Raw genomic sequence first — 22,963 nt, 5'->3', positions numbered from 1 at the left:
ACGTTGTAACCAGCGCTGCATATTGGCAGTGGTCTGTCCTTTGAACATATTGATAGGCATTTTGTGTCCTCCATATGAGTAATCGCTGTTATTAACAGCCACGTTATGATTGTCAGCGATAGCGACTACACCAAGCGGCATGCCCCTATTCGTTACTATTTGGTGAAATTATATTCTCTTATCTATTTATATTGCACAGCACTTTTATTCGAACTTATTGTCATAGCTATTTAGCAATTACTTTACGCTTATTTTTATCCCTACTCATTACTTGAATATTTATAGAGTGCTTGTCTTTAGAAGATGGTTAATAGTGTCTTATAAAAATAAACCATGTCAGCTATCAGTATATGATATTTCATAGCGCCAACACTATTATCCTGTGCGTGACGTGCATGCCTCACGCAGCTACTGTATGATAAATAAAAACTTGAAGTATTGAGCTGATGTCCTTTGCATAGTGCAGGATAACCCAAGGCAGCGTTATTTCATACGGGCTTCGTATACTTTTATGGCCGTAAGATAGCTTTTTAGCAGGTACGGCTTACATCAGCTTGAAATAAAATCATGGTATGATGTCAAACCAAATATTTTACTAAACAAACAAAAGTTAGCTTTTATATAGGGCTGTTTATTGCAGGCTTATAAACTGGCTATCATCACTCTTGTTTTCCATCTTTTGCATTTCTAGCGTATTGTGATTTATCTAGAAGCGCTTTTGTCTTTGCTACTTTATAGTAGTTATATCATATCTAGCTTATGTTGTGATTCATGATGGCTATCAGTGCGATGGTCTAGCTACAACAAAAACGGATAACAACTTAATGTTAAATAAGCGGTAGCGACTATCTTATAACAGCTATCGATAGATATAAAATATGACAAGATTATAAAAGGATTAATTTATGGATACCGCCCTTTTGCTATCCGGCGTGGTTGGGATTGGCATTGCCGCCCAATGGTTGGCTTGGTATTTAAAGCAACCATCCATTTTATTTTTATTACTGATTGGTATTATCGTCGGCCCAGTGCTGGGTGTATTTGACCCAGACTTGGTGTTGGGCGAGCTGATGTTTCCTTTCATCTCTTTGGGCGTGGCGATTATCCTATTTGAAGGATCGCTAACGCTAGAGTTCGATGAGATTAAGCAGCATGGTACCGTGGTACAGATGCTGGTATCGGTCGGTGTACTGATTACCATTGCTATCGTGGCACTATCGACTTATTTACTATTCGATGTCGATCCATTGATTGCGTTGCTGTTTGGTGCACTGGTCTGTGTGACTGGTCCAACGGTTATCATGCCGCTGCTACGCAGTGTACGCCCTAACAAAACCATTTCCAACATCTTGAAATGGGAAGGTATTATCATTGACCCAATCGGCGCTATCGCTGTGGTATTGGTCTATGAGTACATTATCTCAGGCGGCGAAGCCAGTAGTATTCTACTATTTGCTAAGATTGTCGTATTGGCAACGGCAATGGGTATGGCAGGCGCTTGGCTACTTGCATTCCTCATGCGTCGTCATATGATTCCTGAGTTTTTGCGTAATGTTTTTACCCTAGCATTTGTACTGGTCTTATTTTCAATATCAAATCATCTAGAGCATGAATCAGGTCTGTTAACTGTTACAGTATTGGGCGTGGCATTGGCAAACTGGCCAAAATTCCCACGTGAGACGATTTTAGAGTTTAATGAATCATTAACCATTTTACTGATTTCAGTGCTGTTCATTATTCTGGCGGCGCGTGTAGAGTTGGCAAGCTTGCTTAGTGTTGGTTTTGCAGGGCTAGTGCTGCTCGCTATCGTGATGTTTGTCGCACGCCCACTATCAGTCTGGGCATCGGCTATCGGCTCGAACCTTAAGACCAATGAAAAGCTGATGATTAGCTGGATTGGGCCACGTGGTATCGTCGCTGCTGCTATCTCATCACTGTTTGCGATTCGTTTGCAAGAGTATGATATTCAGGGCGTTGAACTGCTTGTACCGCTCGTATTTATGGTCATTATCGGTACGGTCATGATTCAGGGCCTAGGTGCAAAGGTCGTCGGTAATTTACTAGGCGTACGTGAGCCTGAGACCAACGGTATCCTTATCGTTGGCTCAAACCCAATTGCGCTATTGATTGCTACCTCTCTCAAAGACCAAGGCTTTGACGTCATCGTTGCGCACAATAACTACACCAATATTGCTCGCGCACGCATGAGCGGTCTGCGTACTTACTTTGGCAACCCTATCTCTGATCACGCAGATCATCATCTGGATCTAATCGGTATTGGTCGCTTGTTTGCGATGAGTATGGACAAAGAAATGAATACTTTGTCCGAGATTCATTATCGTCATGAATTTGGTGAGCGTAAGCTATACCGTCTTAAATTCAGTGATGAAAAAGTTAAAAGCGAGCGTGATGATAAGCAATCGAACTTCCATTCACAGTGGCTGTTTGGCAAAGATGTGACCTATACCAAGCTTGCCAGTATGCTGTCCAAAAAAGCTCGAATTAAGATTACCAATATCACGGATAGCTATAGCTTTGAGCAGTATAAAGCGGATAATAAGCAATTCGTACCGCTATATACCGTCGACAAAGAAGGCAAACTGCACGTCATCACCGATAAATTTGACGGTACTGTCCCTCGTGACCGTAAGCTTATATCGCTAGTGGTAGACGATGAAGTACAGCCGAAGCCAGTCGATGTAACGCCTAAACAAGAGCAGGCTCGCATGGCAGCTGATGCTAACTTTGAATCCAACTCAAAAGCTCCTGAAAAGCGTAAAGAGCAGGAGCCTAACCCTGACGATAGCCAAACAGCAGCGCCAGAGCCTTCGGTAGATAGTGACAAAAGTGATGAGCAAAACACTGCTAATCCGTCATCAGCTACCCAAAGCAGTAACATTGAGACTAAGTCACCTTCTAGCACTACTGTAGAGAAAAGTGAGCCAGTAGAAGAGCCAAAAACGTCTGCTACTAGTGGGGATAATAAAGGTGTCATGTCTGCAAACTCGACAGCGACTTCGAAGACCAAAACCTCTACGAACAGTAATGGCAATGGTAGTGCCCCTAAAAACAAAAAAGGAGCGCTTGACCCAAATCGACTACCTGACTCTGCTCAAGATAGCGACGCCTCTATCGCTACTACTGAGGATGTAAAAGTAGATAAGTCAGACGACAAATAATATGCGTTGTTATCTGCTTTATTGACTTAAAGATAAAATATTTACCTTCATAAAAAGCCCCAGCATATTGCTGGGGCTTTTTGTTGGTGCTAACTGGCTAACTGGCTAACTGGATATCGATACATCTAACTGCCTTATAAATCTATTTGGCAAAATTTAATTATTTGATATCGAATCTGTCCATAACAGTCTGCCATATACGCGCACTCACATCATCCGTACTGCCCGATGCATCAATACGCTGTATACGCTCAGGGTATTCGCTCGCTAGCTGGCTAAAACCAGTATGCACCCAAGTAAAAAACTCGGTAGCTTGCTGCTCAAAACGATCTGCTGCACTGCGCTTGTTGGCACGTTTCATGCCCTCTGCTACTGGCAAATCCAACCACAATGTCAGCTCAGGAAGCTGCGTCACAAATTGTTTGATCAGCATATCGATTTTGCCGCGTACCAGCTCGTCACCATAAGCACGCCCAAAGCCCTGATACGCAATAGTAGAGTCGGTAAACCTGTCACATATGACCCAAGTACCATTTTGGAGCGCTGGTAAAATGACTTGCTGCATGTGATCACAGCGCGCCGCAAACAATAGCAGCAACTCGGTATCGTCTTCGATATCAGTCGCTGGGTCCAATAATATGTCACGCAATTGCTCAGCAAATGGGCTACCACCCGGTTCACGAGTACGCAGATATGGAATACCATTAGCTTCTAAGCGAAAGCATAACTGTTCAATCGCGGTGGTTTTCCCCACGCCTTCGGTTCCTTCAAAACTAATAAAGCGACCTAAAGTAGGTGCCGTCTCCGTATTTGAAGCACTTGATTCAAGTAGATTCGATGATTGTGTGTTGGTATGTGATGGTGTTGCGCTGGTGTGCATAGATACTGACATGATATGACCTTATGTCATTGATGAGCGCTACCTCTACTTTGTAGCACTCAATAAACGATAAGTTTTTTAAGAAGATTAAGAAGGAATATTACTGCGGCGGCGTTTGAGATTTCTTCTCACGCATGACACTGAGATAGTCTTTTACCGCTTGATTGTGCTCAGCCAAGCTATTGGTAAATTTGTGCCCACCATTGCCCGTTGCCACAAAATACAGCGCTTCACTATCAGCAGGATGTAAGGTCGCTTCGATAGAGGCCGCTGATGGTAGCGCAATTGGCGTTGGCGGTAAACCATCAATTTGGTAGGTGTTGTAAGACGTTTTTTCATTGATGTCTTTGCGGCGAATATTGCCATCATAACGACTGCCCATACCATAGATAATGGTTGGGTCCGTCTGCATACGCATGTTTTTATTTAAGCGATTTCTAAATACGGCAGAAACTAAAGGGCGTTCATCAGCAACGCTGGTCTCTTTTTCAATAATAGACGCCATCACTAACGCTTCATATGGACTCTTGTAAGGCAGATTCGGCGCACGATTTTCCCACGCATCAGTCAGTACCTGCTGCTGACGCTTATACAAGTCAGTCAATACTTTTTTATCGCTGGTTCCTTCACCATAATAATAAGTGTCAGGCGCGAACCAACCTTCAAGATTATAATTAACAATCGGGTCACTACTATTAGCCACACTGTCTGGCAATACACCCGTCAAATCTAATGCTTGGGCGATACTGGCATTGTCACTATCTGCGGTCAGTACTTCTTTTTCGATTTTGTCGTTGTCACGCAGCGCTTGATAAAGGTCTTTAGATGTCTTACCTTCGATAATCTGTACCTTGACCATGGCTGCTTTTGCGCCTTGACCTAGTATTTGTAGTGCCTCAGCGATAGTCGGGTTCTCGGGTAATTGATACGTACCAGCATGCAACGGCGCATCGACTTGCGATTTGATATACAGCTTGGCCACGCCTGCCGAAAACAGCGGAATCTGCTGCTGCCACTGCGGTAATAGACCATAATACGTCTGACCTGGCTCAATCGTGACCATTTGCTGCGGCTGCTCGATACGACCAAACAACGTCTGATAAACCATGACCAATAAAAACGCAGCAATTAGCCCCAACACTAGCAGCACTTGATAGCCGCGTTGCATAAAAAACGATGGGTTATTGACTTTATATTGGCGCGGTTTACTGTTGCCGCTGATGAGCGAGACGTTGGTTGCTGGCGTTGCTGATGTGTCTTCCACCTCATCTACCACTGGTTGCGCGTCCGGCAGCGTAGTATCGACACGCTCCTCGACTGTGCCATCTTGTTTGTTTGACGGCGACTCATTGGGACGTTCAGGTGGTATATTGGGTGTAGGCTTGCTCATGGCAACTCGCGAGGCAGATGTTTGCTAGAATTTAGCACTGAACCGTGCGATTTTCAATGGTATTTGCTTAGCTTATGAATTATCTTGCTATTGATAGCCGTTTATATGGCTTAATACTTAGGTGTTTTTTTCAGTATTCTCAGCTTATCTATTAATAATGAAAATATCTTATGAACCTACATTTTAACCAAAGTCTTGCTAAAAACTATCACTCTGAACCTCAAAAAGTTCGTGTACTCAGTGAAGCATGGGTAAAAGAAAATAGTTACTGCACCAATTGTAGCGCCCAATCGCTAGCTGAGTTTGCTAATAACAAACCTGTCGCTGATTTTTATTGCGAAAATTGTAATGAGCAATATGAGCTAAAAAGTAAAAAAGCCAAGTTAAGCAATGTTGTCGATGATGGCGCTTATAAGACGATGATTGAGCGTATCAATAGTAAGAACAATCCCAGCTTTTTCTTTTTAACCTACTCAAAAGAATACACCGTCAATAATTTTCTGATTATTCCCAAGCATTTCTTTACGCCCGATATTATTGTTAAGCGTAAACCCTTATCAGTGAATGCCAAACGAGCAGGTTGGGTTGGTTGCAATATTGACTTACGCCAAGTACCCGAATCGGGCAAAGTATTTTTGGTCAAAGACCAACAAGTTATACCGCGTGAAAATGTCACCCAACAGTTCCAAAAGACTTTATTTTTACGCAAACAATCTATGGCTTCACGCGGTTGGACACTCGACGTCTGGCAATGTATCGACCGTCTCGATGTCAGGTTTTCTCTCAATCAAGTTTATGCTTTTGCTGATGAGTTGCGGCTCAAACATCCTGAAAACAACCACGTAAAAGATAAAATCCGCCAACAATTACAAGTATTACGAGATAAAGGCATCATTGAATTTGTAAGCCGTGGTCACTATCGAAAATTATACTAGTCGCTTCTCGTTGTAGTGCTTAGGTCTTGGCTGTCCTTTTTTGTCGCGGTATACATCTGCAATTAACTCATCTCTATCATCCCATAGTGGCAGACGAGCTGTCGCAACTAGACGGTCATGAAGCTTATGCGGTGGGTAATCCGAATCAATTTCATCATTTATCCGAAAGAAAACTTCTTCACGATAGTCAACATAAGCATGCATTCTATTCTTTACATATTTATTCCAATACCACACTAATTGTATAGGTGTACTAGCTGGGCGAGTAAACTGCTTTAGATTAACAGTCAGCGCGCACTTTACTGGCTCGTCGTTAGGAAAAATGCGAATACGTTGCTCAATAACTTCTTCGGGTGTTTGTGCATACTCAAACACACCACCAAAGGCTATAAATTTCTTAAAATCCTTTAGATACATAACTCCGAGTGATAACTGAGTAAATTTTGATAAATGAATAATTTCATCAGGTTCTTTCTTCGCTAATTTACAGATTTCATCAAAAACCATCAAACGACGGATTTGTAGCGGGATACTTTCATCTTCATAAACTTCGTACATTGGCTTATCTCCTTATTAGATAAGCAGCATTGATCGATTTGCTTTATGGCACAAGTCTGCGTAACAAAAGACGATCACTTGTTTTGAGGGCTTTTGCTAATCTACTTGGTATAAATGACTGAAGTGATATATGAGAATCGAGTGTGAATATAATAAGAAAAGATAAAAAGGCAGCACAAACCTTTCAAGTTGAAATTGTCGAAACATTAAGCACTATCGTGGATGTTGTCGCAGAAGATGAGCAAAGTGCCCTTTTGAAAGCGCAAGAAATGTATAGAAATGAGCAAGTGGTTTTATATCCAGATGATTTTATTGATACCAAATTTGTTGTTTTTCAATAACAACTAAACGGATTCAAAATCCACAACATCACCTGACAATAAAGTTAGACTGCTCATTGGCATGATACCGCGCAGTGCATTGCAAAAGAATAACTGCGTTACTTTAGGTAAATCCTCATCTTGTAGCGACCTGATTATGACTGGGTATTGTGTCGTGGATAGCGCATCTATAATTACCTGACGCATGACGCCAGCAACACCCGATTGAGCCATAGAAGGGGTGTACCACTGACCGGTGGTTAGGTAGTTTTCATTGTCTTTATGAACGCTAGAGGCAGTTTTGGATTCTGATAGTGGTGCTTCTGCCAATTGATAGAATACATTACTCATCGTACCCTCAACCCACTGCCCGCTCATATCACGTAGCAGACCTTCACCAAGTGTTGAAGCAAGCTTTGATGCCAATGGCTCAGCTTTTATACGTTGTAGCTCACCACTAGCGAGGACATTGTCTAAACGATTAAGGCTCTTGAGACCTGCCAGCGGTGGCGGTAAGCAAGCAATCTGAGAAGCCAAACATATTGCCGAAGCATTAGGTTGGATAGGTACTAAGTTTCCATCAGGCAAGGACAATTGCAGTGCAGTAGAAACTCGCATTGCGGTAGCCTTTAGCCATATCTCACAGTCGCTACCATCTGCACTAGGTGTATAACCATAACCGCGTACATTCTGCGCAGCGCGGGAGACTACTAGCTTGAGCATACCTTGCTCTAACTGCTGGGCATACAGTTGCAGTACGGCTAATAGCTCTTCGCTACTTATGTTTAGCTGCAAGGCTTTAGCATGAGAGACGAGCCGCTGATAATGGTAGTCTGACCATAGTATCAACCCATCGATGATGCCCATGGTGGTAAAAAACCCATCAGCGTATGCCAGCCCGCGATTATCTAAAGACATCGTTACCGTTTGGCTGGTCGACCTATTATCTTCGGTCACACTATTGTCTTCGATCACCCTGTCGTCTTGTGGGTACAGACACACCCAACCGTTTGGCACTGACGTCGTATCGGTCATGATTTAGCTATTGTCTGCTTGAGCAGCGGCTTTATTGATAACCAGCATGCAACTATAAAACTCGCATTTTGCTAGCTCTATTTTTTGTCCACCGACGATTCTATTTTTAATGATTTGACTATTGAGCATATCAGCAACCATTTTTCCGCCATCATCGCCCATCAATTGACGCGATAGCTGATAGGCTTTTTTGGCGTGGTTTTGGCTCAGCTCTTTTTCTTTGTCTGTGTCAGTAGGATTGGCATAGTACCAGCCTAGCTCTAGATATTTTTCAGAGTCGATGATATCTAGATAAGGCGCATCCGTTTTCATAAAGCGATATTTTGCCGCTGGATTACTGGCATAGTCTAGGCTGTTTTCGTCAGTACTCATCACTTCGCCAAACACCGATTTTATACTATCTAACTCATCCACAGCGAGCGACTCAACCTTATCCGTACCCCATGCTGCGACATCATATCTCACTGGCGTGCCTTGCTGAGCAGTGGCACCATCTAGGTCAGGATTGTTTGCGCTGTCCTGTACTGGCTCATTCTTTGTTGCCTGCTCAGTGGTCTCAGCATCTGGATTTGGAGCATCTTCTTTGGTGCTATCACAGCCACTGAGCGTCACACTAACTGCCATTATCGTACCGACTAGAAGGGTCTGTAGGTTAGGATTCCACATGGATAATTTACTCACACTTTTAGATTGATCTCGAAATAGTATTAACGAGCTGGCAGGAACGCCGCTGATAACGAATAGTTTTCAATAAAGAGCATATTTCACAAACATTATAATCTAGCAGTCATTACAGCATATTGATATAGGTTTCCATATTTTATAGTTTACCCAACTGCTCAGCACTTGACTACCTTTTACGTTACGCGGAGCACTCCCCGAGAGTACAGATTTGTTAAATATATAACGTACTAAAACGACCTTCTCTTCAGTAGAAAGTAGAAAACTGCCTGCGTACTAATTACCTAAAGCTGCTTCAATATCATAATTTATTTTCAAAAGCGATAAGGCAGCCTCTGACTAACGCTGTCGCTTTTTAATAATCGATTGGTAATAGCCTCTTGGTTTGTCAATCATAGCGTTATCCCTTATGATGATTGAGCACTACTTATTGCTTCTTTGATAGTATTTTTGTTTTTTAGCCAGCGGACTATTTATGACCCAACACTTTATCGTTATTGGCAATCCAATCGCCCATAGTAAATCTCCTGAAATTCATGAGCAGTTTGCTGTACAAGCAGGGATTGATATTAGCTATCAGCGTCAGTACTGCCCTGATGATACCGCCAGTTTTACAGCTGTCGTTGAGGCGTTTTTTTGCGGTGGCGGTGTGGGCGCTAACGTGACAGTTCCTTTTAAACAAGTCGCTTATGACTGCTGCGCAGCGCGTGGTGGTTTATCAGAACATGCCAAGACGGCAGGTGCAGTCAATACGTTACTATTGAACAAAGCACTACTAGAAAGCGGCGGGCCAATCACTGATGCACTCTATGGTGATAACACGGATGGACAAGGACTTATCAATCACATTATGAGTATGGACTGGCCGCTGACCGATGCTCGTGTGGCGCTAATAGGTGCAGGCGGTGCAGCGCGTGGCGTGGTATTACCGTTATTTGAAGCAGGTATTAACTCTCTCACGATCGCCAATCGCACCGTGTCTAAGGCAGCCGATTTGGTAAATGAGCTCAGTGCGGCCAGCTCAGTAATCGACGACCAAAATATCGAGGTTTGCGCGACCAATGAACTTAGTAGCTCTTTTGACATTATTATTAATGCCACTTCTATCGGTCTATCAGGTGATACGCTACCGCTAGATGATGCTCTAAACTGTCAATACGCTTACGACATGATGTATGGTCGTCCGCTGCCATTCTTGCAGCATTTTTCTGCTCGTGGTGCACAGACCTCAGAAGGCTACGGTATGCTTATCGGTCAAGCCGCTTTAAGCTTTGAGCGTTGGACTGGGCATACTATCGATGTAGCACAAGCGACAACAGCGTTAAATAAAGACCGTTAATCAAAGAGAAAGCATTGTAGAGCTATGGCTATTAACTAAAACGTAGTAGTAGCCAATTTTCAAAACGGCGTAGCGGTACACGCAATCGCGTAGAGTGTATCGCCAGACCACCACTCAATCCAATCACGCAGCCGAGCACCGTATCAATCATACGCGCTTGGATAACGTCTCCAGCGACTGGTGGCACTGACATCGTACTACCGTACTCAGCGATAAATATCGTCAGCGGCGTGATAAATATCACCGCCAGTCCATAATGCCGATCCACAAATGACTCAATCAAAAACATCATACATAGTATCGCGATAGCAATGCCCCATCCTGATAGTCCCCAAGACAGCATCCAGCCCGCCACTCCCATGCCAGCTAATGTACCTAACAACCGATGCAACTGCTTGATCCACATGGTTCGTAGCTGCATACCTTGGATAATAATAAAACAGCTCATCGCTGCCCAGTATGGATAAGGCAGCTCTAACAGAACGGCGATGACCAATGCCAAACTAACAAAACTTACCACGATAAGACTATCGCTAATCATGTCAGGCTGATAGTCATAGACAGGTACAGAAGCAACTGGACGCGTCGCCAATAAGAACAAACTATAGAATAGCGCTAGCAACATCGAGGAGCCACTACCCAATATCACAAGCCCTATCGCTGAGAGTACTTGATCAATCGGCACGGGGATAAATAGCGCAATCGCACCCGCCATCAACACAAACAATCCCGCTGGTGGTGGTTGCCGATAGTAACGACCTAACATCACTACACTAATGCCAATCAGCACAAACACAGGTAGCCGAAATACTGGTAATAACTGCGCGATCAGACCCAGTGCAAAGCTGAGTATCATCGCAAACCCCCAAGCCATAACTGTCACTAGCCGATGTGGTAGTCCTCCTGAAAATGGTAGGTTTAAAATAATCATTGAGCCTAGCGAGGCTTTGATACCTGAAGACAAGTCACCAAAATAAGCCCCTACAAACACCGGAAAGCTAATCGCAATCGCCGCGATGATTGGCATATGCCATGGTCGCTGACTGCGATTGACTGTGAGTAAATGATTCAGCTCACCATCGATTAACCCCTTAATACGAGTTAATAGTGCGCTCCACCAAGAAGCTCGCTGTTGCTTTTTTGAGGTGCTCATAAATGGCTTTCCTATTTGATAAGTCCATTTTCCTTTGAATTTAGATGAGTCTACATAGCCCTTTATAGAATAATTTCAAGCGAAGATACAATTTACCTATACAAACTAAAATGAATTAATAACATAATTAATCATGAATAATAGTTATTAGTTGTATATTTGTCGCTGTTTAAGATTTATAATCATATCAACGCCATAACAGCTGTCCGTCGCTAAAGACGTTCTAATAACTAATACACTAGAAAGCTGTCCACTAATAATTCACTTGATGACTAATATAACGTCTAGCTCATCTAAAATAAGTAAATATCGCTTACATAAGTTGTGACTCAGATATTGCGCCATAAGTCTATGATAGCGAACTAACCAAAGAGAGCGATTATGTTAACTTACAAAGCCCCCTTACGTGATATCAAATTTTTGATCAATGATGTATTTGACTATCAGACGCATTATAAAAGCTTAGACAACGGCGAAAACGCTGATCCTGAAACTGTAGACATGATTCTACAAGGCATGGCTGATTTTGCTGAAAACGTCATTGCCCCGCTCTATCAATCAGGTGGTGAAGAAGGCTGTCATTTTGAAGCTGGCGTCGTGACCACGCCAAAGGGCTTCAAAGAGGCTTATGACCAGTTTGTAGAAGGCGGCTGGCAAGGTATCTCATATCCTGAAGAATTCGGTGGTATGAATCTGCCAACGTCAATCAACCTTATTAAAGCTGAGATGATCGGTACTGCTAACTGGTCATGGTCAATGTATCCTGGTCTTTCAACAGGTTGTATCAACACGCTACTGCAATACGGTACGGATGAGCAAAAAGCCCTGTATCTACCTAAGTTGGTTGAAGGCTCGTGGGCAGGTACCATGTGTCTGACTGAACCACAGTGTGGTACAGATTTGGGTCAAGTTAAATCAAAAGCCATTCCACAAGATGACGGTACTTATAAAATCAGCGGTACCAAAATCTTTATCTCAAGCGGTGAGCATGACTTAACAGATAATATCGTCCATATCGTCCTAGCACGCCTACCAAATGCACCAGAAGGCACGCGCGGTATCTCACTATTTATCGTACCAAAATTCACGCCAAACGCTGAAGGTGAAGCTGGCGAGCGCAATGCCGTAGTTTGTGGTTCAATCGAGCACAAAATGGGCATCAGCGCATCTTCGACGTGTGTATTGAACTTTGACGGCGCAGTCGGCTATCTAATCGGCGAACCGCACAAAGGCCTAAAAGCCATGTTCACATTCATGAACACGGCTCGTATCGGTACTGGTATCCAAGGTCTAGCGCATACTGAATTGTCTTTCCAAAATGCACTGCCATATGCCAAAGAGCGTCGTTCTATGCGTACGCTATCTGGTACTAAAGATCCTGAAAAAGTAGCTGATGCTATCATCCATCATGCTGACGTACGCCGTATGCTACTGACGCAAAAAGCCTTTGCTGAAGGCGGTCGCTCAATGATTTATCATTCAGCACGTTATGCCGACAAAATGGCACAAGGTATTGTCAATGGCGATGATGAAGAGTTCGAAAAGTGGGACGACAAATTGGGCTTCTATACGCCAATTCTAAAAGGCTTCTTAACTGAGCTAGGTATCGAAGCTGCTAAGCATGGTCAGCAAGTCTATGGTGGTCACGGCTACATCAAAGAATGGGGCATGGAGATGATCGCTCGTGATGCTCGTATTGCGACGATGTACGAAGGGACTACTGGCGTACAAGCACTTGATCTACTAGGTCGTAAGGTTATCTTACAGTCTAAAGGTAAGATTATCCGTGACTACACGTCAAGCATCATGAAATGGTGTGGCGAGTACGCACTCGATAAAGAAATGCGTAAATTCGTTTGGGCATTGACCAAGCTATGTGCTGAGTGGAATACCTTGACGGTACGCTTGATGCTGATGGCACGTAAAGATCGTGAAATCATCTCAGCAGCGTCAGAGGACTTCCTAATGTATTCAGGCTACGTAATGATGGGTTATCATTGGGCTCGTATGGCAGCGGTCGCTTATGAAAAGCTAGAAAATGGCGGCACAGAAGCACCAGAATTCTACAAAGCAAAAATTCAGACTGCTGAATTCTATTTTGATAAGTTGCTACCACGTACTTCTGGTCACGCAGAAGCGATGGTTGCACCAAGCGAAAGCATGACATCAATGGAAATCGATCACTTTTCTTTCTTAGACTAAAACTGCATCGATAATCAATAAAAAAGCGCCTATCATTTAGGCGCTTTTTTATGCTTAACTAAAAATCTGCTTATACAGAATACACAGCAATGAGTAATTTAAGGCAAGCACTGTTAGCTACCAAGCATTTTCTTATGATAGACCGCACTTATCTCTTCAACTTCTACACATATCTGCAATGCCGCACGCCCTGACTGCTCTGCGCCTATTTTTTCTTCGATAGTAGCAACCAACAGCTCAGCCAATTGGTCACGAGTGGCCATATCACGTCCGCTCATCAGCTTTAGGTGGGCATAAATAAATCCATTGGCTTGTTCATCGTCTTCAACACCTACTAGAAATGACTTAATAGGTACAATACGTGCTTTGATATCAGTAGGCAGCTTAAACTGACCACTATCCCACAATGCTTTGTTTAGCGATTTGAGCAGTGATTCTTCGTGAGCGATACTGACGTTGGGTGTCACTTGAATGGTTAAATGTGGCATGAGCATGTCCTTAAATGTAGATAAAAATAATAGATAAGCTGGCGTATAAGTCTACGCCTTATCGCTATGGTCAATCTACAACAATCTTGCGCCACAATCTCTTCAATACAAGCAAAACCAGTATAGATTACTCATAAATATGCTTAGCAAAATTACCGACATGGCCATTTTGTAATAGGTAGATTATCGCCTTCGTAGAATCTTTTATTCATCAGTGATATCACTAAAACAAGCATCAAGCGTCGCGGCCAACTGTGCAGGCGGCAATTCAATCTCAAGACCGCGGCGGCCACCACTCACATAAACTGTGGCCTGATCTTGAGCTGTACTATCTATCACGGTTTTTAGTCGCTTTTTTTGACCCAGTGGACTGACGCCGCCCAACACATAGCCCGTGCTGCGCTCTACTTGTTTGGGGTCAGCCATCTGTACTTTCTTGCAGGATAACAATTTATTAGAAGATAGCGCCTTCGCCATTTTTTTAAAATTAAGTGTTTTATCTACTGGTAATATCGCCACAGCGAGCACACCAGTATCGGTAGTCACTACTAAAGTTTTAAATACCTGTGCCACCGCTACGCCGAGTTTTTCTGCGGCTTCTAAACCAAACGATGCGGCATTGCTGTCGTGAATATATTCGTGTACTTTGTAATCAAGGTTACGTTTTTTGGCAAGATTGATAGCTGGAGTCATAAGTTTTAGGCTTAGTAAAATGAAATAGAGAAGTAGACGCTATATTTATGAGTCATCGGTGATAAAAATATATTATTACCCTAAACATGTGAACTTTCAAATGTTTGAGCATTTTGTATAATTGGTCACTCACTACAGCGTAACCAAACCGTATTAATATTGGTAGTATATACAGACACTATATATCGCTTTGGTGGCTTTTATGGCATCATAAGCGCAACATATTTGACTATTTTTGATACTGATTATGATACCGAAGTTCCTAAAAAAACGGATTTTTAAAGCGCCGGTCGCGACTGACCGTGCGTCTGAAGCTGACACTGCTGAAACTGATGGCAATGCAATCGCTACTAAGCCTTATTCTAATGCACCGATCAATCAGCTGTATCGTAAGCTGTCAGGTCAGATGCTCGATATCGCCGTAAAACCTAAGCTATTAGGCGAGCTACCTGAATTCGATAATGATGATCAGACGCTACGGTTTTATGTACTGCAGGACTACTCTCGTTCCAACAGTATTCTGATTGACTTGCAGACGCAAGAGCACAACTTACCGCCTGCACTGGTTGGAGTAAATGATGCCGCCCATAATATTAAAGAAAATGCGGCCATCATATTTTTGACTCATCCAAGTGCCAAAGACAGTCAGCTGTCTCCTCGCCTTTCTCGCTTAGTATCTGCTGTGTTGCAATATCCAGAGTTGAAAGTACGTCTAGTGCCAGTATCGATTCTGTGGGGACGCGCACCTGAAAAAGAAGATTCGCTATTTAAGCTGCTGACTGCTGATAACTGGCAAGACCCTAGTATCACTAAACAATTATTTAATATCGGAGTGATGGGCCGCGATACTTTTGTACAGTTTCATCCACCGCAAGACTTACGTGCCATTATCAATGATAATCTCAAAGGCGATGTGGAAGGACCTGCTACCTTTGACTCAGATGCACTGAAAGCAAATTTAACAGCGACGGATTCACTCGATACAGAGTCAACGGCCACTAACAGTAATGCAGCAGCTGATACTGAGCAAACGCCAAACTATGCGCTAGTCGCATCGGCTGATAGTAATCGTGAACTGGTTCGTATGTTGCAGCAGCAATTGTCGATTTATTTAGATAAACAGCGCGCCAGTATGCTTGGCCCAGATCTATCAGATAGACGTAACTTGGTAGACAAGCTGGTGTACTCGCCAGCGATCAAACATGCGATCGAGATGGAAGCAGCTGAAAAAGGGACCAGCGTTCGAGAAGCTCGCAGTCAGGCCAGAGGCTATGCTAATGAGATGGTCAATGACTACTCTCACTCTATCATCCGTGGCTTTTATAAATTTCTGACATGGTTGTGGACGCAATTGTATGACGGCGTAGAAGTCCATCATTTCGAGCGAGTACGTGACCTTGCGACCGATTATGAGCTGATTTATGTGCCTTGTCATCGCAGCCATGTCGACTATCTATTACTGTCTTATGTTATTTACAAACGTGGCCTGAGTATCCCTTATGTCGCAGCAGGCGACAACTTGGATGTGCCTGTATTAGGCCCACTATTACGCGGTGCCGTTGCTTTTTATATTCGTCGTAGTTTCCGTGGTAACGCGCTATATACTGCTGTACTGCGCGAATATATGCATACCCTTATCACGCGTAACACCCCGATTGAATACTTCATCGAAGGTGGTCGCTCACGTTCAGGTCGATTGCTACCGCCAAAAATGGGTATGCTAGCGATGACCGTGCATAGCCAATTACGCCAAACCAATAAACCTGTGGTATTTATTCCAACTTATATTGGTTACGAGCGCATTATGGAAGGCGGCACGTATGTCGGTGAGCTAAAAGGTAAGCCGAAAGAGTCAGAGTCTTTGATCGGACTACTCAAAGTTGGCCGCAAAATCGAACGTATCTTCGGTAATGTGCATTTGAGCTTTGGTACGCCGTTGCACCTTAGCGATTTTATGACGAAATTCGATGTACCAGCCAATAGTTTGCCATCTGATCGTACTGACTCACCACTTGATGAAAAGACCAGCGCTATGGTTGATAACATCGGCGTAAAAGTCATGCAGCATATCAATAAAGCTGCAGTCGTCACCCCTGTATCGCTATTGTCATTAGTTTTACTATCGGCACCGAAAGCTGCATTGGATGAAAACATTTGCCGCGAGCAAATCGCTTTATACCAAGGTCTGGCTCAGCAGCTGGTCTACTCAGAGGATACAGTTATCACTGATATGACGCCGCAGCAAATTATCGATTATGGTATTAAACTAAAACTTATTGAGCGTACGCCGCATATCTTGGGCGATATCATTCAGGTCGCAGGTAAGCAAGCAGCATTACTTAGCTACTTCCGCAACAACATTTTGCATGTCTTTATCCTGCTGTCGTTCCTATCTGCGCTAGTCGCACGCAACGGACGTATCAAACGCAGCCGTCTCGATAGTATCGCTGAGCAGCTATATCCGTTCTTACAAAGTGAGCTATTCTTATATTATCCAGCACATGGCTTGGCTGATACGCTCAATAAGAAAGTTGATAACTTGCTGTCTCATGGGCTCATCGTTGACTTGGGCGATGATACGCTCAGCGTGCCTGAGTCTAATAGTAAGCACTATCAGCAGCTGCAAGTGCTGGCAACTCCAGTTGGCCAAAGCCTTGAGCGTTACTTTATGACGCTTGCTCTACTTGCTCAGCAAGGCTCTGGTAATTTAACTGAAAACGAAGTTGTTGACCTATGTCATCTGCTTGGGCAGCGTTTGTCTGTGCTCTATGCTGATGATATTCCTGACTTCTTTGATCGCGCCTTGTTTACCAGCTTCATCAGTGCGTTGACTCGTCTTGACTATCTACAAAAAAATGATGAAACAGGCATATTGATTTTCGATCATCGTATTAATGATATCGCTCATCATGCTAAGTACGTACTAACGCCTGATATGATGCAAATCTTGCAACAAGTCGCTAGTTTAGACGAAGAAGAAATCACTCACGCTATTACTGAGATTAGTAATAAAAAACAGCGTAAGTTTGGACGTAAGCGTTAATTTTAACGACTACCCATACCCTTTAAGATTTTAAGCTAAACAAAAAAAGACCGCTAATGATTAGCGGTCTTTTTTTGGATTGGACTATATTAAACAGCCGTATTAGTTAGTAATTTTCTTATACTTGGCACGTTTAGGACTAGCATCATCACCCATCGTTTTCTTGCGATACGCTTCGAACTCAGTATAGTTACCGTCAAACCAAACTGGGCCTTCTTCTTCGAACGCCAAGATATGAGTCGCGATACGATCAAGGAACCAGCGATCATGCGATACGACCATTACTGTACCTGGGAATACTTGAATCGCATCCTCTAGTGCACGTAAGGTTTCGATATCCAAATCGTTTGATGGTTCATCAAGGAGCAATACGTTTGCGCCTTGCTTTAGCGTCTTCGCTAACTGCAAACGGTTACGCTCACCACCTGATAATTGACCAACGTGCTTTTGCTGATCTGAGCCTTTGAAGTTAAAACGTCCGATATAGGCACGGCTTGGCGTGGTGTAGTCACCAACGGTAATGATATCGAGACCGTCAGAAACTTCTTCCCACACGGTTTTGTTGTCGTCTAGATGATCACGTACCTGACCGACATAGGCAACTTTAACACTTTCACCCAAATCAACTGAACCAGTATCTGGGGTATCGCGCTCAGTAATCATGTTAAATAGCGTGGTTTTACCTGCACCATTTGGACCGATAATACCAACGATACCACCAGCTGGTACGTTAAAGCTTAGGTTTTCATACAGCAGACGATCGCCGAATGATTTAGAGATGTCATTGATCTCAATAACCTTGTTACCCAAACGTGGACCAGGTGGAATATAAATCTCAGAAGTCTCATTACGTTTTTGGAACTCAGTTGAGTTCAATTCTTCAAAACGCTGTACACGAGATTTAGACTTAGCCTGTTGGCCTTTTTGGTTTTTGCGAATCCACTCAAGCTCTTTTTTTAGTGCTTTAGCAAATGATTCTTCTTGCTTGTTCTGCTGCTCTAGACGCGTATTCTTTTGCTCTAGCCACTCAGTATAGTTGCCTTCATACGGATAGCCATGGCCACGGTCAAGCTCCAAAATCCACTGAGCAACATTATCCAAGAAATAGCGATCATGAGTAATGGCAACGATAGTACCGCTGTAGTTCTGCAAGAACTGCTCTAGCCATGCCACAGACTCGGCGTCCAAATGGTTGGTCGGTTCGTCAAGTAATAGCATGTCAGGGCGCGACAATAGTAGACGGCATAGTGCCACACGGCGTTTCTCACCACCTGACAGCTTGCTAACATCAGCATCCCATGGTGGCAGACGTAGCGCATCGGCCGCTTTTTCTAGCTGGTTGTTTAAGTTATGCGCATCCCAAGACTGGATGATATCTTCCATCTTGCCTTGCTCTTCAGCAAGCTTATCAAAATCAGCATCAGGCTCTGCGTATTCTGCATAGATAGCATCTAGACGTGCTAGCGCATCTAGTGCTTCGCGCATACCGTCTTCGACATTACCACGAACGTCTTTGCTATCATCTAGCTGTGGTTCCTGTGGCAGATAGCCAACTTTGGTACCTGCTTGCGCGCGTGCTTCACCACTAAACTCAGTATCCACGCCTGCCATGATACGTAGCAAGGTTGATTTACCTGAACCGTTGATACCCAAAACACCAATTTTGGCACCAGGAAAAAACGATAGGTTGATATTTTTTAGGATTTCACGCTTAGGGGGAACAAGTTTTGACACGTTGTTCATCGTGTAAATATATTGAGCCATTAACACTCCGATAGACTGCATAGAAGAGAACAGCAAATGCAACTCAGCGATGATGCCAAGCGTGCCGTACCTCAAAATCAGGGTTACAAATTATAGGTCATTATCGCATTGTGGCGCATACCCTGCAAGCTGACAGGTTGTTTTACCAGTTGTTTTACTGTTTTTGACAGCAGGCTATGGCCTTTAGCTATAAAACTCGCTTTAAAAGGTAACTCTAGGGGTCTTATCTTAATGAACTAACTTAACATTTTGATTCATTAGCGTTTTATAAAGACCACAAAAAATAGCATCAAAACTTTCGCAAATTTAATCAATAGCCGTTAGCATATTAGTGTGGCTTAACAAGGTCTAATGGTTCGATTTCATGTTCGATTATCAAAATGATTGATCATCTGACCTTATGTTCGTCTCAACACCTACTTCATAGCAATCATACAGGTACTGATAATATGACCAACGGCTATCGCCCTGAAATTATTCAACGTGCGTTTATCGATTTTATCGGAGCGCGCTTACATCCGTTTTGGTCATTGACGACGCCTAAGTTGCGCCTGATCGCGCGCTATACGCTAAGTGATGATTTGATCGCACTTCGTTTTGAGACCAATAGAGCCTTTAAACAGCAGGTTTCTGAGGTGATGGGTGGTTGGCAAGGTGGTCAATATCTTGATTTTCGTGTTTGTATCGATGGGGTTTATCACCAACGTAGTTACTCGATAGTGGGCTTGGCGCATCAACTACTCTGGTGGCTCGACGATACTACCGAGAGCCATACGGCAGACCAACGTCATACGGTAACTATCACGATTAAACCGCAAGGATTGGTATCTGACTATCTAACCAAGCAAATGCCACTGGCTAGCGTCGTTGATACAAGCCTGCCACTTGGTCAATTTACTTTGGAACAAACCTCAATACTAAGGCAGCAAATATCAGAGAATGACAAACTTATTCCTTTACTATTCATCGCTGGTGGTAGCGGTATCACACCTATGCTCGGACTTATCACTCAAGCCCTGAGTAATGGACATCAGGTGACGCTATTACATTACAGTCGAACTGTTTCATCCAAGCTCCAACATCAGTGGCAACAGCTGAACAATGCATATCCAGACTTTACTTATCATCTAATCCATACTGAAGAGCCGACTACCTATTTGGCTGGCACACGATACTTAAGTGTAGAGGGTTTGCTGTCACTAAACTTACCTCTAGCAGATACGCAAATATTTGCCTGCGGTTCACAAGCGTTATTAGCTGGCTTATATAAAGCTGCCGCAGAGATAACACCTACAGAAGAACAGCTGCGCGATAACATCATCGTAGAGAACTTTGGTAATGTCCTAGCTGATTTTGATAACGGTAGCAATCAAACATTCGATAAAACGATACCTGTAGAAGAACACACTGTCTATTTGCGATCACGGCAACGACGATTTAGCAGTGACACGACCATACTGGCTGCGGCTGAGAATGCAGATGTACGGCTAGCGCATGGTTGCCGGCAAGGCATTTGCCAGTTATGCCGCTGTAATAAAGTTAGTGGCGTGGTCAAAAACGTTCAAACAGGGAAAGTGAGTGGTGATGGTTACGAGTCTATTCAGACTTGCATCAATATCGCCATGACTGATGTGGTTCTTGATGTTTAATGACTGGCTTAATAGAACGACCAGCTCAAAAGAAAGCATATGCTAGACAACCTATGAGAAATAAAAGACAAACGTCACTTTATAGGCTAAAACTCAGATAACTTATCAAACCGGATGCAGTGCTGCTTATTCATGCCGTTTCGGTTAAGGATTTATTTATGCGCTTATTACCACCCGTTACTACGCCACAATCTGCTATGCCTATCTTGCCGCCACTGTCCGATGCACAGCTAGCAAAAAACGCGCCTTTGCCTTTGACGCCGCAAACGCCTTACTCGCAGCTTAATGATGCAGCAATCAATGATAGCGGTCAGCCAGACATGTCAACACGGACTCGCTACCCAACGTTGAATGGCGCACCTTTATCAAAGCTTCAAAGTGATGCTTTAGCCGTAGAGCTCAATGCCCTATATAAAAGCGTCATGGACTCGCTAGGCAGTAAGGATGCACGCTACATACAGCGGATATATGCCACCGTAGTATATAGTGAAGTTATTGCCCGTGGTCTACTTGCAGCGGCTGGGCGTATGCCATCGAAACGCAGTCTTGTCGCTACTTGGCTACTAGGTACGTCTTTACTTAGCTTTAGCAAAGTATTGAACAACATGGAGCTGGGTCATAATGTCATGCATGGTCAATATGACTGGATGCAACACCCGCACCTTAATAGTCAAAAATTCGACTGGGATATTGTCTGCCCTGCTCCATTGTGGCAACACTCACATAATTATCTACATCATACTTTTACCAATATTGTTGGCCGTGATCATGACGTAGGCTATCACTTAATTCGAGTAACTGACGAGCAGCCTTGGACGCCAGAAGATCGCTACAATATGTTTAGTACAGCGGTACTGGCATTTGGCTTTGAATGGGCAGTAGCTTTTCACGACATCCAAATCAGTGCAGATGAATACGCTGACTCCCCTGATCTGCACAAAATCATGCAGCAAAAGTCTCGCGCGTTATTTGCCAAAATTGGACGACAAATAGGCAAAGACTATATCGCGCTGCCATCTGTGGTAGCGATGACGCTAGGCCATCGTAGCGCCTTTAGTACGCTGAGCGGTAATATGACTGCCAACACTGTCCGTAATCTATGGACGTGGGCAGTGATTTTTTGCGGACACTTCACTGAGCAAGCGTATATCTATACCCATCTTGATGCCAAGGAAAGTAAAGGCGACTGGTATGTACGCCAAATCCTTGGCTCTAGCAATATCAAAGGCAGCAAATGGTTTCACCTTTTGACAGGTAATTTATCTCATCAAATTGAGCATCATATATTTCCTGATATGCCAGCTGGTCACTATGCAAAAATTGCGCCGCAGGTACAGGTCATATGCCGTAAGTATGGTTTAAGCTATAACACTGGCCGCTTTGGTACGCAACTCAAGCAAGTACTCGGACGTATTTATCATTTTAGCAAACCTAGTGAAAAAGAATGGCAAGCCCATGTACAGTCAGTGGAAAATGCAGATAGTACTATTCATAAAGATGATAGGTCAGCGGCCGATTTAGAAAACAAATTAGAAGACAAATTAGCGATAGAGAATAGTAGTGGTCTCACTCGCTTTTTACCCCCAGTCGTTCGTAAGGCCATATCCTATGCATGGTGACATATTCAGATTTGCAACTAGATACGGCCATGATA

17 protein-coding genes are annotated in these 22,963 nt (G+C 43.5%); 8 read left to right on the top strand and 9 right to left on the bottom strand.

Annotation, left to right across the window (positions count from 1 at the left end; all coding sequences use genetic code 11):
* Positions 1–905 precede the first annotated feature (905 nt).
* Positions 906–3,179 carry a cation:proton antiporter gene (locus JMX96_RS06780; RefSeq protein WP_201568205.1) on the top strand — a complete coding sequence of 758 codons (2,274 nt, stop codon included), beginning with the start codon at positions 906–908 and terminating at the stop codon, positions 3,177–3,179.
* Positions 3,180–3,339: 160 nt separating this feature from the next.
* Here JMX96_RS06780 and tmk read toward each other — a convergent pair whose 3' ends face one another.
* Together tmk and mltG are read right to left on the bottom strand one after the other, a co-directional pair.
* Positions 3,340–4,071 carry a dTMP kinase gene (tmk, locus tag JMX96_RS06775; protein WP_413786735.1) on the bottom strand — a complete coding sequence of 244 codons (732 nt, stop codon included), beginning with the start codon at positions 4,069–4,071 and terminating at the stop codon, positions 3,340–3,342.
* An 88-nt stretch (positions 4,072–4,159) separates the two neighbouring features.
* The gene (gene mltG / locus JMX96_RS06770; protein WP_201568204.1) at positions 4,160–5,449 is read right to left on the bottom strand and encodes an endolytic transglycosylase MltG; all 1,290 of its coding nucleotides are present in this window, start codon (positions 5,447–5,449) and stop codon (positions 4,160–4,162) included.
* A 170-nt stretch (positions 5,450–5,619) separates the two neighbouring features.
* On the opposite strand from mltG, the gene JMX96_RS06765 reads away from it, so the two are divergent.
* Positions 5,620–6,384, top strand: coding sequence for a DpnI domain-containing protein (locus JMX96_RS06765; RefSeq protein WP_201568203.1), 765 nt, complete (start codon positions 5,620–5,622; stop codon positions 6,382–6,384).
* Here JMX96_RS06765 and JMX96_RS06760 read toward each other — a convergent pair.
* Positions 6,376–6,942, bottom strand: a complete 567-nt coding sequence (locus JMX96_RS06760) for a hypothetical protein (protein ID WP_201568202.1) — start codon at positions 6,940–6,942, stop codon at positions 6,376–6,378. The two genes, JMX96_RS06765 and JMX96_RS06760, sit on opposite strands and share 9 nt — an antisense overlap.
* Before the next feature lie 143 nt (positions 6,943–7,085).
* On the opposite strand from JMX96_RS06760, the gene JMX96_RS06755 reads away from it, so the two are divergent.
* Positions 7,086–7,283, top strand: a complete 198-nt coding sequence (locus JMX96_RS06755; protein ID WP_227676961.1) for a DpnD/PcfM family protein — start codon at positions 7,086–7,088, stop codon at positions 7,281–7,283.
* Between the two features lie 3 nt (positions 7,284–7,286).
* Here the strand turns inward: JMX96_RS06755 and JMX96_RS06750 are convergent, their stop codons facing one another.
* On the bottom strand, positions 7,287–8,297 hold the full coding sequence (locus tag JMX96_RS06750; protein ID WP_201568201.1) for an aminotransferase class IV: 1,011 nt from the start codon (positions 8,295–8,297) through the stop codon (positions 7,287–7,289).
* Positions 8,298–8,300: 3 nt separating this feature from the next.
* On the bottom strand, positions 8,301–8,963 hold the full coding sequence (locus tag JMX96_RS06745; protein ID WP_201568200.1) for a hypothetical protein: 663 nt from the start codon (positions 8,961–8,963) through the stop codon (positions 8,301–8,303).
* Positions 8,964–9,453: 490 nt separating this feature from the next.
* On the opposite strand from JMX96_RS06745, the gene aroE reads away from it, so the two are divergent.
* Positions 9,454–10,317, top strand: coding sequence for a shikimate dehydrogenase (gene aroE, locus JMX96_RS06740; RefSeq protein WP_201568199.1), 864 nt, complete (start codon positions 9,454–9,456; stop codon positions 10,315–10,317).
* 31 nt (positions 10,318–10,348) lie between these two features.
* On the opposite strand, the gene JMX96_RS06735 is transcribed toward aroE, so the two are convergent.
* On the bottom strand, positions 10,349–11,470 hold the full coding sequence (locus tag JMX96_RS06735) for an FUSC family protein (RefSeq protein WP_201568198.1): 1,122 nt from the start codon (positions 11,468–11,470) through the stop codon (positions 10,349–10,351).
* A 381-nt stretch (positions 11,471–11,851) separates the two neighbouring features.
* Between JMX96_RS06735 and JMX96_RS06730 the strand changes: the two genes are divergently transcribed.
* Positions 11,852–13,672, top strand: coding sequence for an acyl-CoA dehydrogenase C-terminal domain-containing protein (locus JMX96_RS06730; protein WP_201568197.1), 1,821 nt, complete (start codon positions 11,852–11,854; stop codon positions 13,670–13,672).
* A 113-nt stretch (positions 13,673–13,785) separates the two neighbouring features.
* Here the strand turns inward: JMX96_RS06730 and JMX96_RS06725 are convergent, their stop codons facing one another.
* Entirely contained in the window at positions 13,786–14,160 is a 375-nt protein-coding gene (locus tag JMX96_RS06725; RefSeq protein ID WP_101204592.1) for a 5-carboxymethyl-2-hydroxymuconate Delta-isomerase, read from the bottom strand.
* A 204-nt stretch (positions 14,161–14,364) separates the two neighbouring features.
* Positions 14,365–14,853: a Cys-tRNA(Pro) deacylase gene (ybaK, locus tag JMX96_RS06720; protein ID WP_201568196.1), complete on the bottom strand. Its 489-nt coding sequence runs from the start codon at positions 14,851–14,853 to the stop codon at positions 14,365–14,367.
* A gap of 406 nt (positions 14,854–15,259) precedes the next feature.
* On the opposite strand from ybaK, the gene plsB reads away from it, so the two are divergent.
* On the top strand, positions 15,260–17,896 hold the full coding sequence (gene plsB, locus JMX96_RS06715; protein ID WP_370587176.1) for a glycerol-3-phosphate 1-O-acyltransferase PlsB: 2,637 nt from the start codon (positions 15,260–15,262) through the stop codon (positions 17,894–17,896).
* A 102-nt stretch (positions 17,897–17,998) separates the two neighbouring features.
* On the opposite strand, the gene ettA is transcribed toward plsB, so the two are convergent.
* Positions 17,999–19,660 (bottom strand): energy-dependent translational throttle protein EttA, encoded by a 1,662-nt coding sequence (ettA, locus tag JMX96_RS06710; protein WP_057757965.1) that lies wholly within the window; start codon positions 19,658–19,660, stop codon positions 17,999–18,001.
* A gap of 449 nt (positions 19,661–20,109) precedes the next feature.
* Here ettA and JMX96_RS06705 point away from each other — a divergent pair, with 449 nt between their 5' ends.
* Together JMX96_RS06705 and JMX96_RS06700 are read left to right on the top strand one after the other, a co-directional pair.
* Positions 20,110–21,309: a flavin reductase family protein gene (locus JMX96_RS06705; RefSeq protein WP_201568194.1), complete on the top strand. Its 1,200-nt coding sequence runs from the start codon at positions 20,110–20,112 to the stop codon at positions 21,307–21,309.
* Positions 21,310–21,467: 158 nt separating this feature from the next.
* Positions 21,468–22,928, top strand: coding sequence for a fatty acid desaturase family protein (locus JMX96_RS06700; RefSeq protein WP_227676960.1), 1,461 nt, complete (start codon positions 21,468–21,470; stop codon positions 22,926–22,928).
* Positions 22,929–22,963 lie beyond the last annotated feature (35 nt).

The organism is Psychrobacter sp. JCM 18900 (genome assembly GCF_904846625.1).
Taxonomy (GTDB): domain Bacteria; phylum Pseudomonadota; class Gammaproteobacteria; order Pseudomonadales; family Moraxellaceae; genus Psychrobacter.
This window is presented reverse-complemented; position numbering and strand designations above follow the sequence as displayed.

Bases quoted from the DNA above. Each gene is read 5' to 3' on its own strand.
- JMX96_RS06780 (WP_201568205.1), top strand. From the start codon at position 906: ATGGATACCGCCCTTTTGCTATCCGGCGTGGTTGGGATTGGCATTGCC.
- tmk (WP_413786735.1), bottom strand. From the start codon at position 4,071: ATGTCAGTATCTATGCACACCAGCGCAACACCATCACATACCAACACA.
- mltG (WP_201568204.1), bottom strand. From the start codon at position 5,449: ATGAGCAAGCCTACACCCAATATACCACCTGAACGTCCCAATGAGTCG.
- JMX96_RS06765 (WP_201568203.1), top strand. From the start codon at position 5,620: ATGAACCTACATTTTAACCAAAGTCTTGCTAAAAACTATCACTCTGAA.
- JMX96_RS06760 (WP_201568202.1), bottom strand. From the start codon at position 6,942: ATGTACGAAGTTTATGAAGATGAAAGTATCCCGCTACAAATCCGTCGT.
- JMX96_RS06750 (WP_201568201.1), bottom strand. From the start codon at position 8,297: ATGACCGATACGACGTCAGTGCCAAACGGTTGGGTGTGTCTGTACCCA.
- JMX96_RS06745 (WP_201568200.1), bottom strand. From the start codon at position 8,963: ATGTGGAATCCTAACCTACAGACCCTTCTAGTCGGTACGATAATGGCA.
- aroE (WP_201568199.1), top strand. From the start codon at position 9,454: ATGACCCAACACTTTATCGTTATTGGCAATCCAATCGCCCATAGTAAA.
- JMX96_RS06735 (WP_201568198.1), bottom strand. From the start codon at position 11,470: ATGAGCACCTCAAAAAAGCAACAGCGAGCTTCTTGGTGGAGCGCACTA.
- JMX96_RS06730 (WP_201568197.1), top strand. From the start codon at position 11,852: ATGTTAACTTACAAAGCCCCCTTACGTGATATCAAATTTTTGATCAAT.
- JMX96_RS06725 (WP_101204592.1), bottom strand. From the start codon at position 14,160: ATGCCACATTTAACCATTCAAGTGACACCCAACGTCAGTATCGCTCAC.
- ybaK (WP_201568196.1), bottom strand. From the start codon at position 14,853: ATGACTCCAGCTATCAATCTTGCCAAAAAACGTAACCTTGATTACAAA.
- plsB (WP_370587176.1), top strand. From the start codon at position 15,260: ATGCTCGATATCGCCGTAAAACCTAAGCTATTAGGCGAGCTACCTGAA.
- ettA (WP_057757965.1), bottom strand. From the start codon at position 19,660: ATGGCTCAATATATTTACACGATGAACAACGTGTCAAAACTTGTTCCC.
- JMX96_RS06705 (WP_201568194.1), top strand. From the start codon at position 20,110: ATGACCAACGGCTATCGCCCTGAAATTATTCAACGTGCGTTTATCGAT.
- JMX96_RS06700 (WP_227676960.1), top strand. From the start codon at position 21,468: ATGCGCTTATTACCACCCGTTACTACGCCACAATCTGCTATGCCTATC.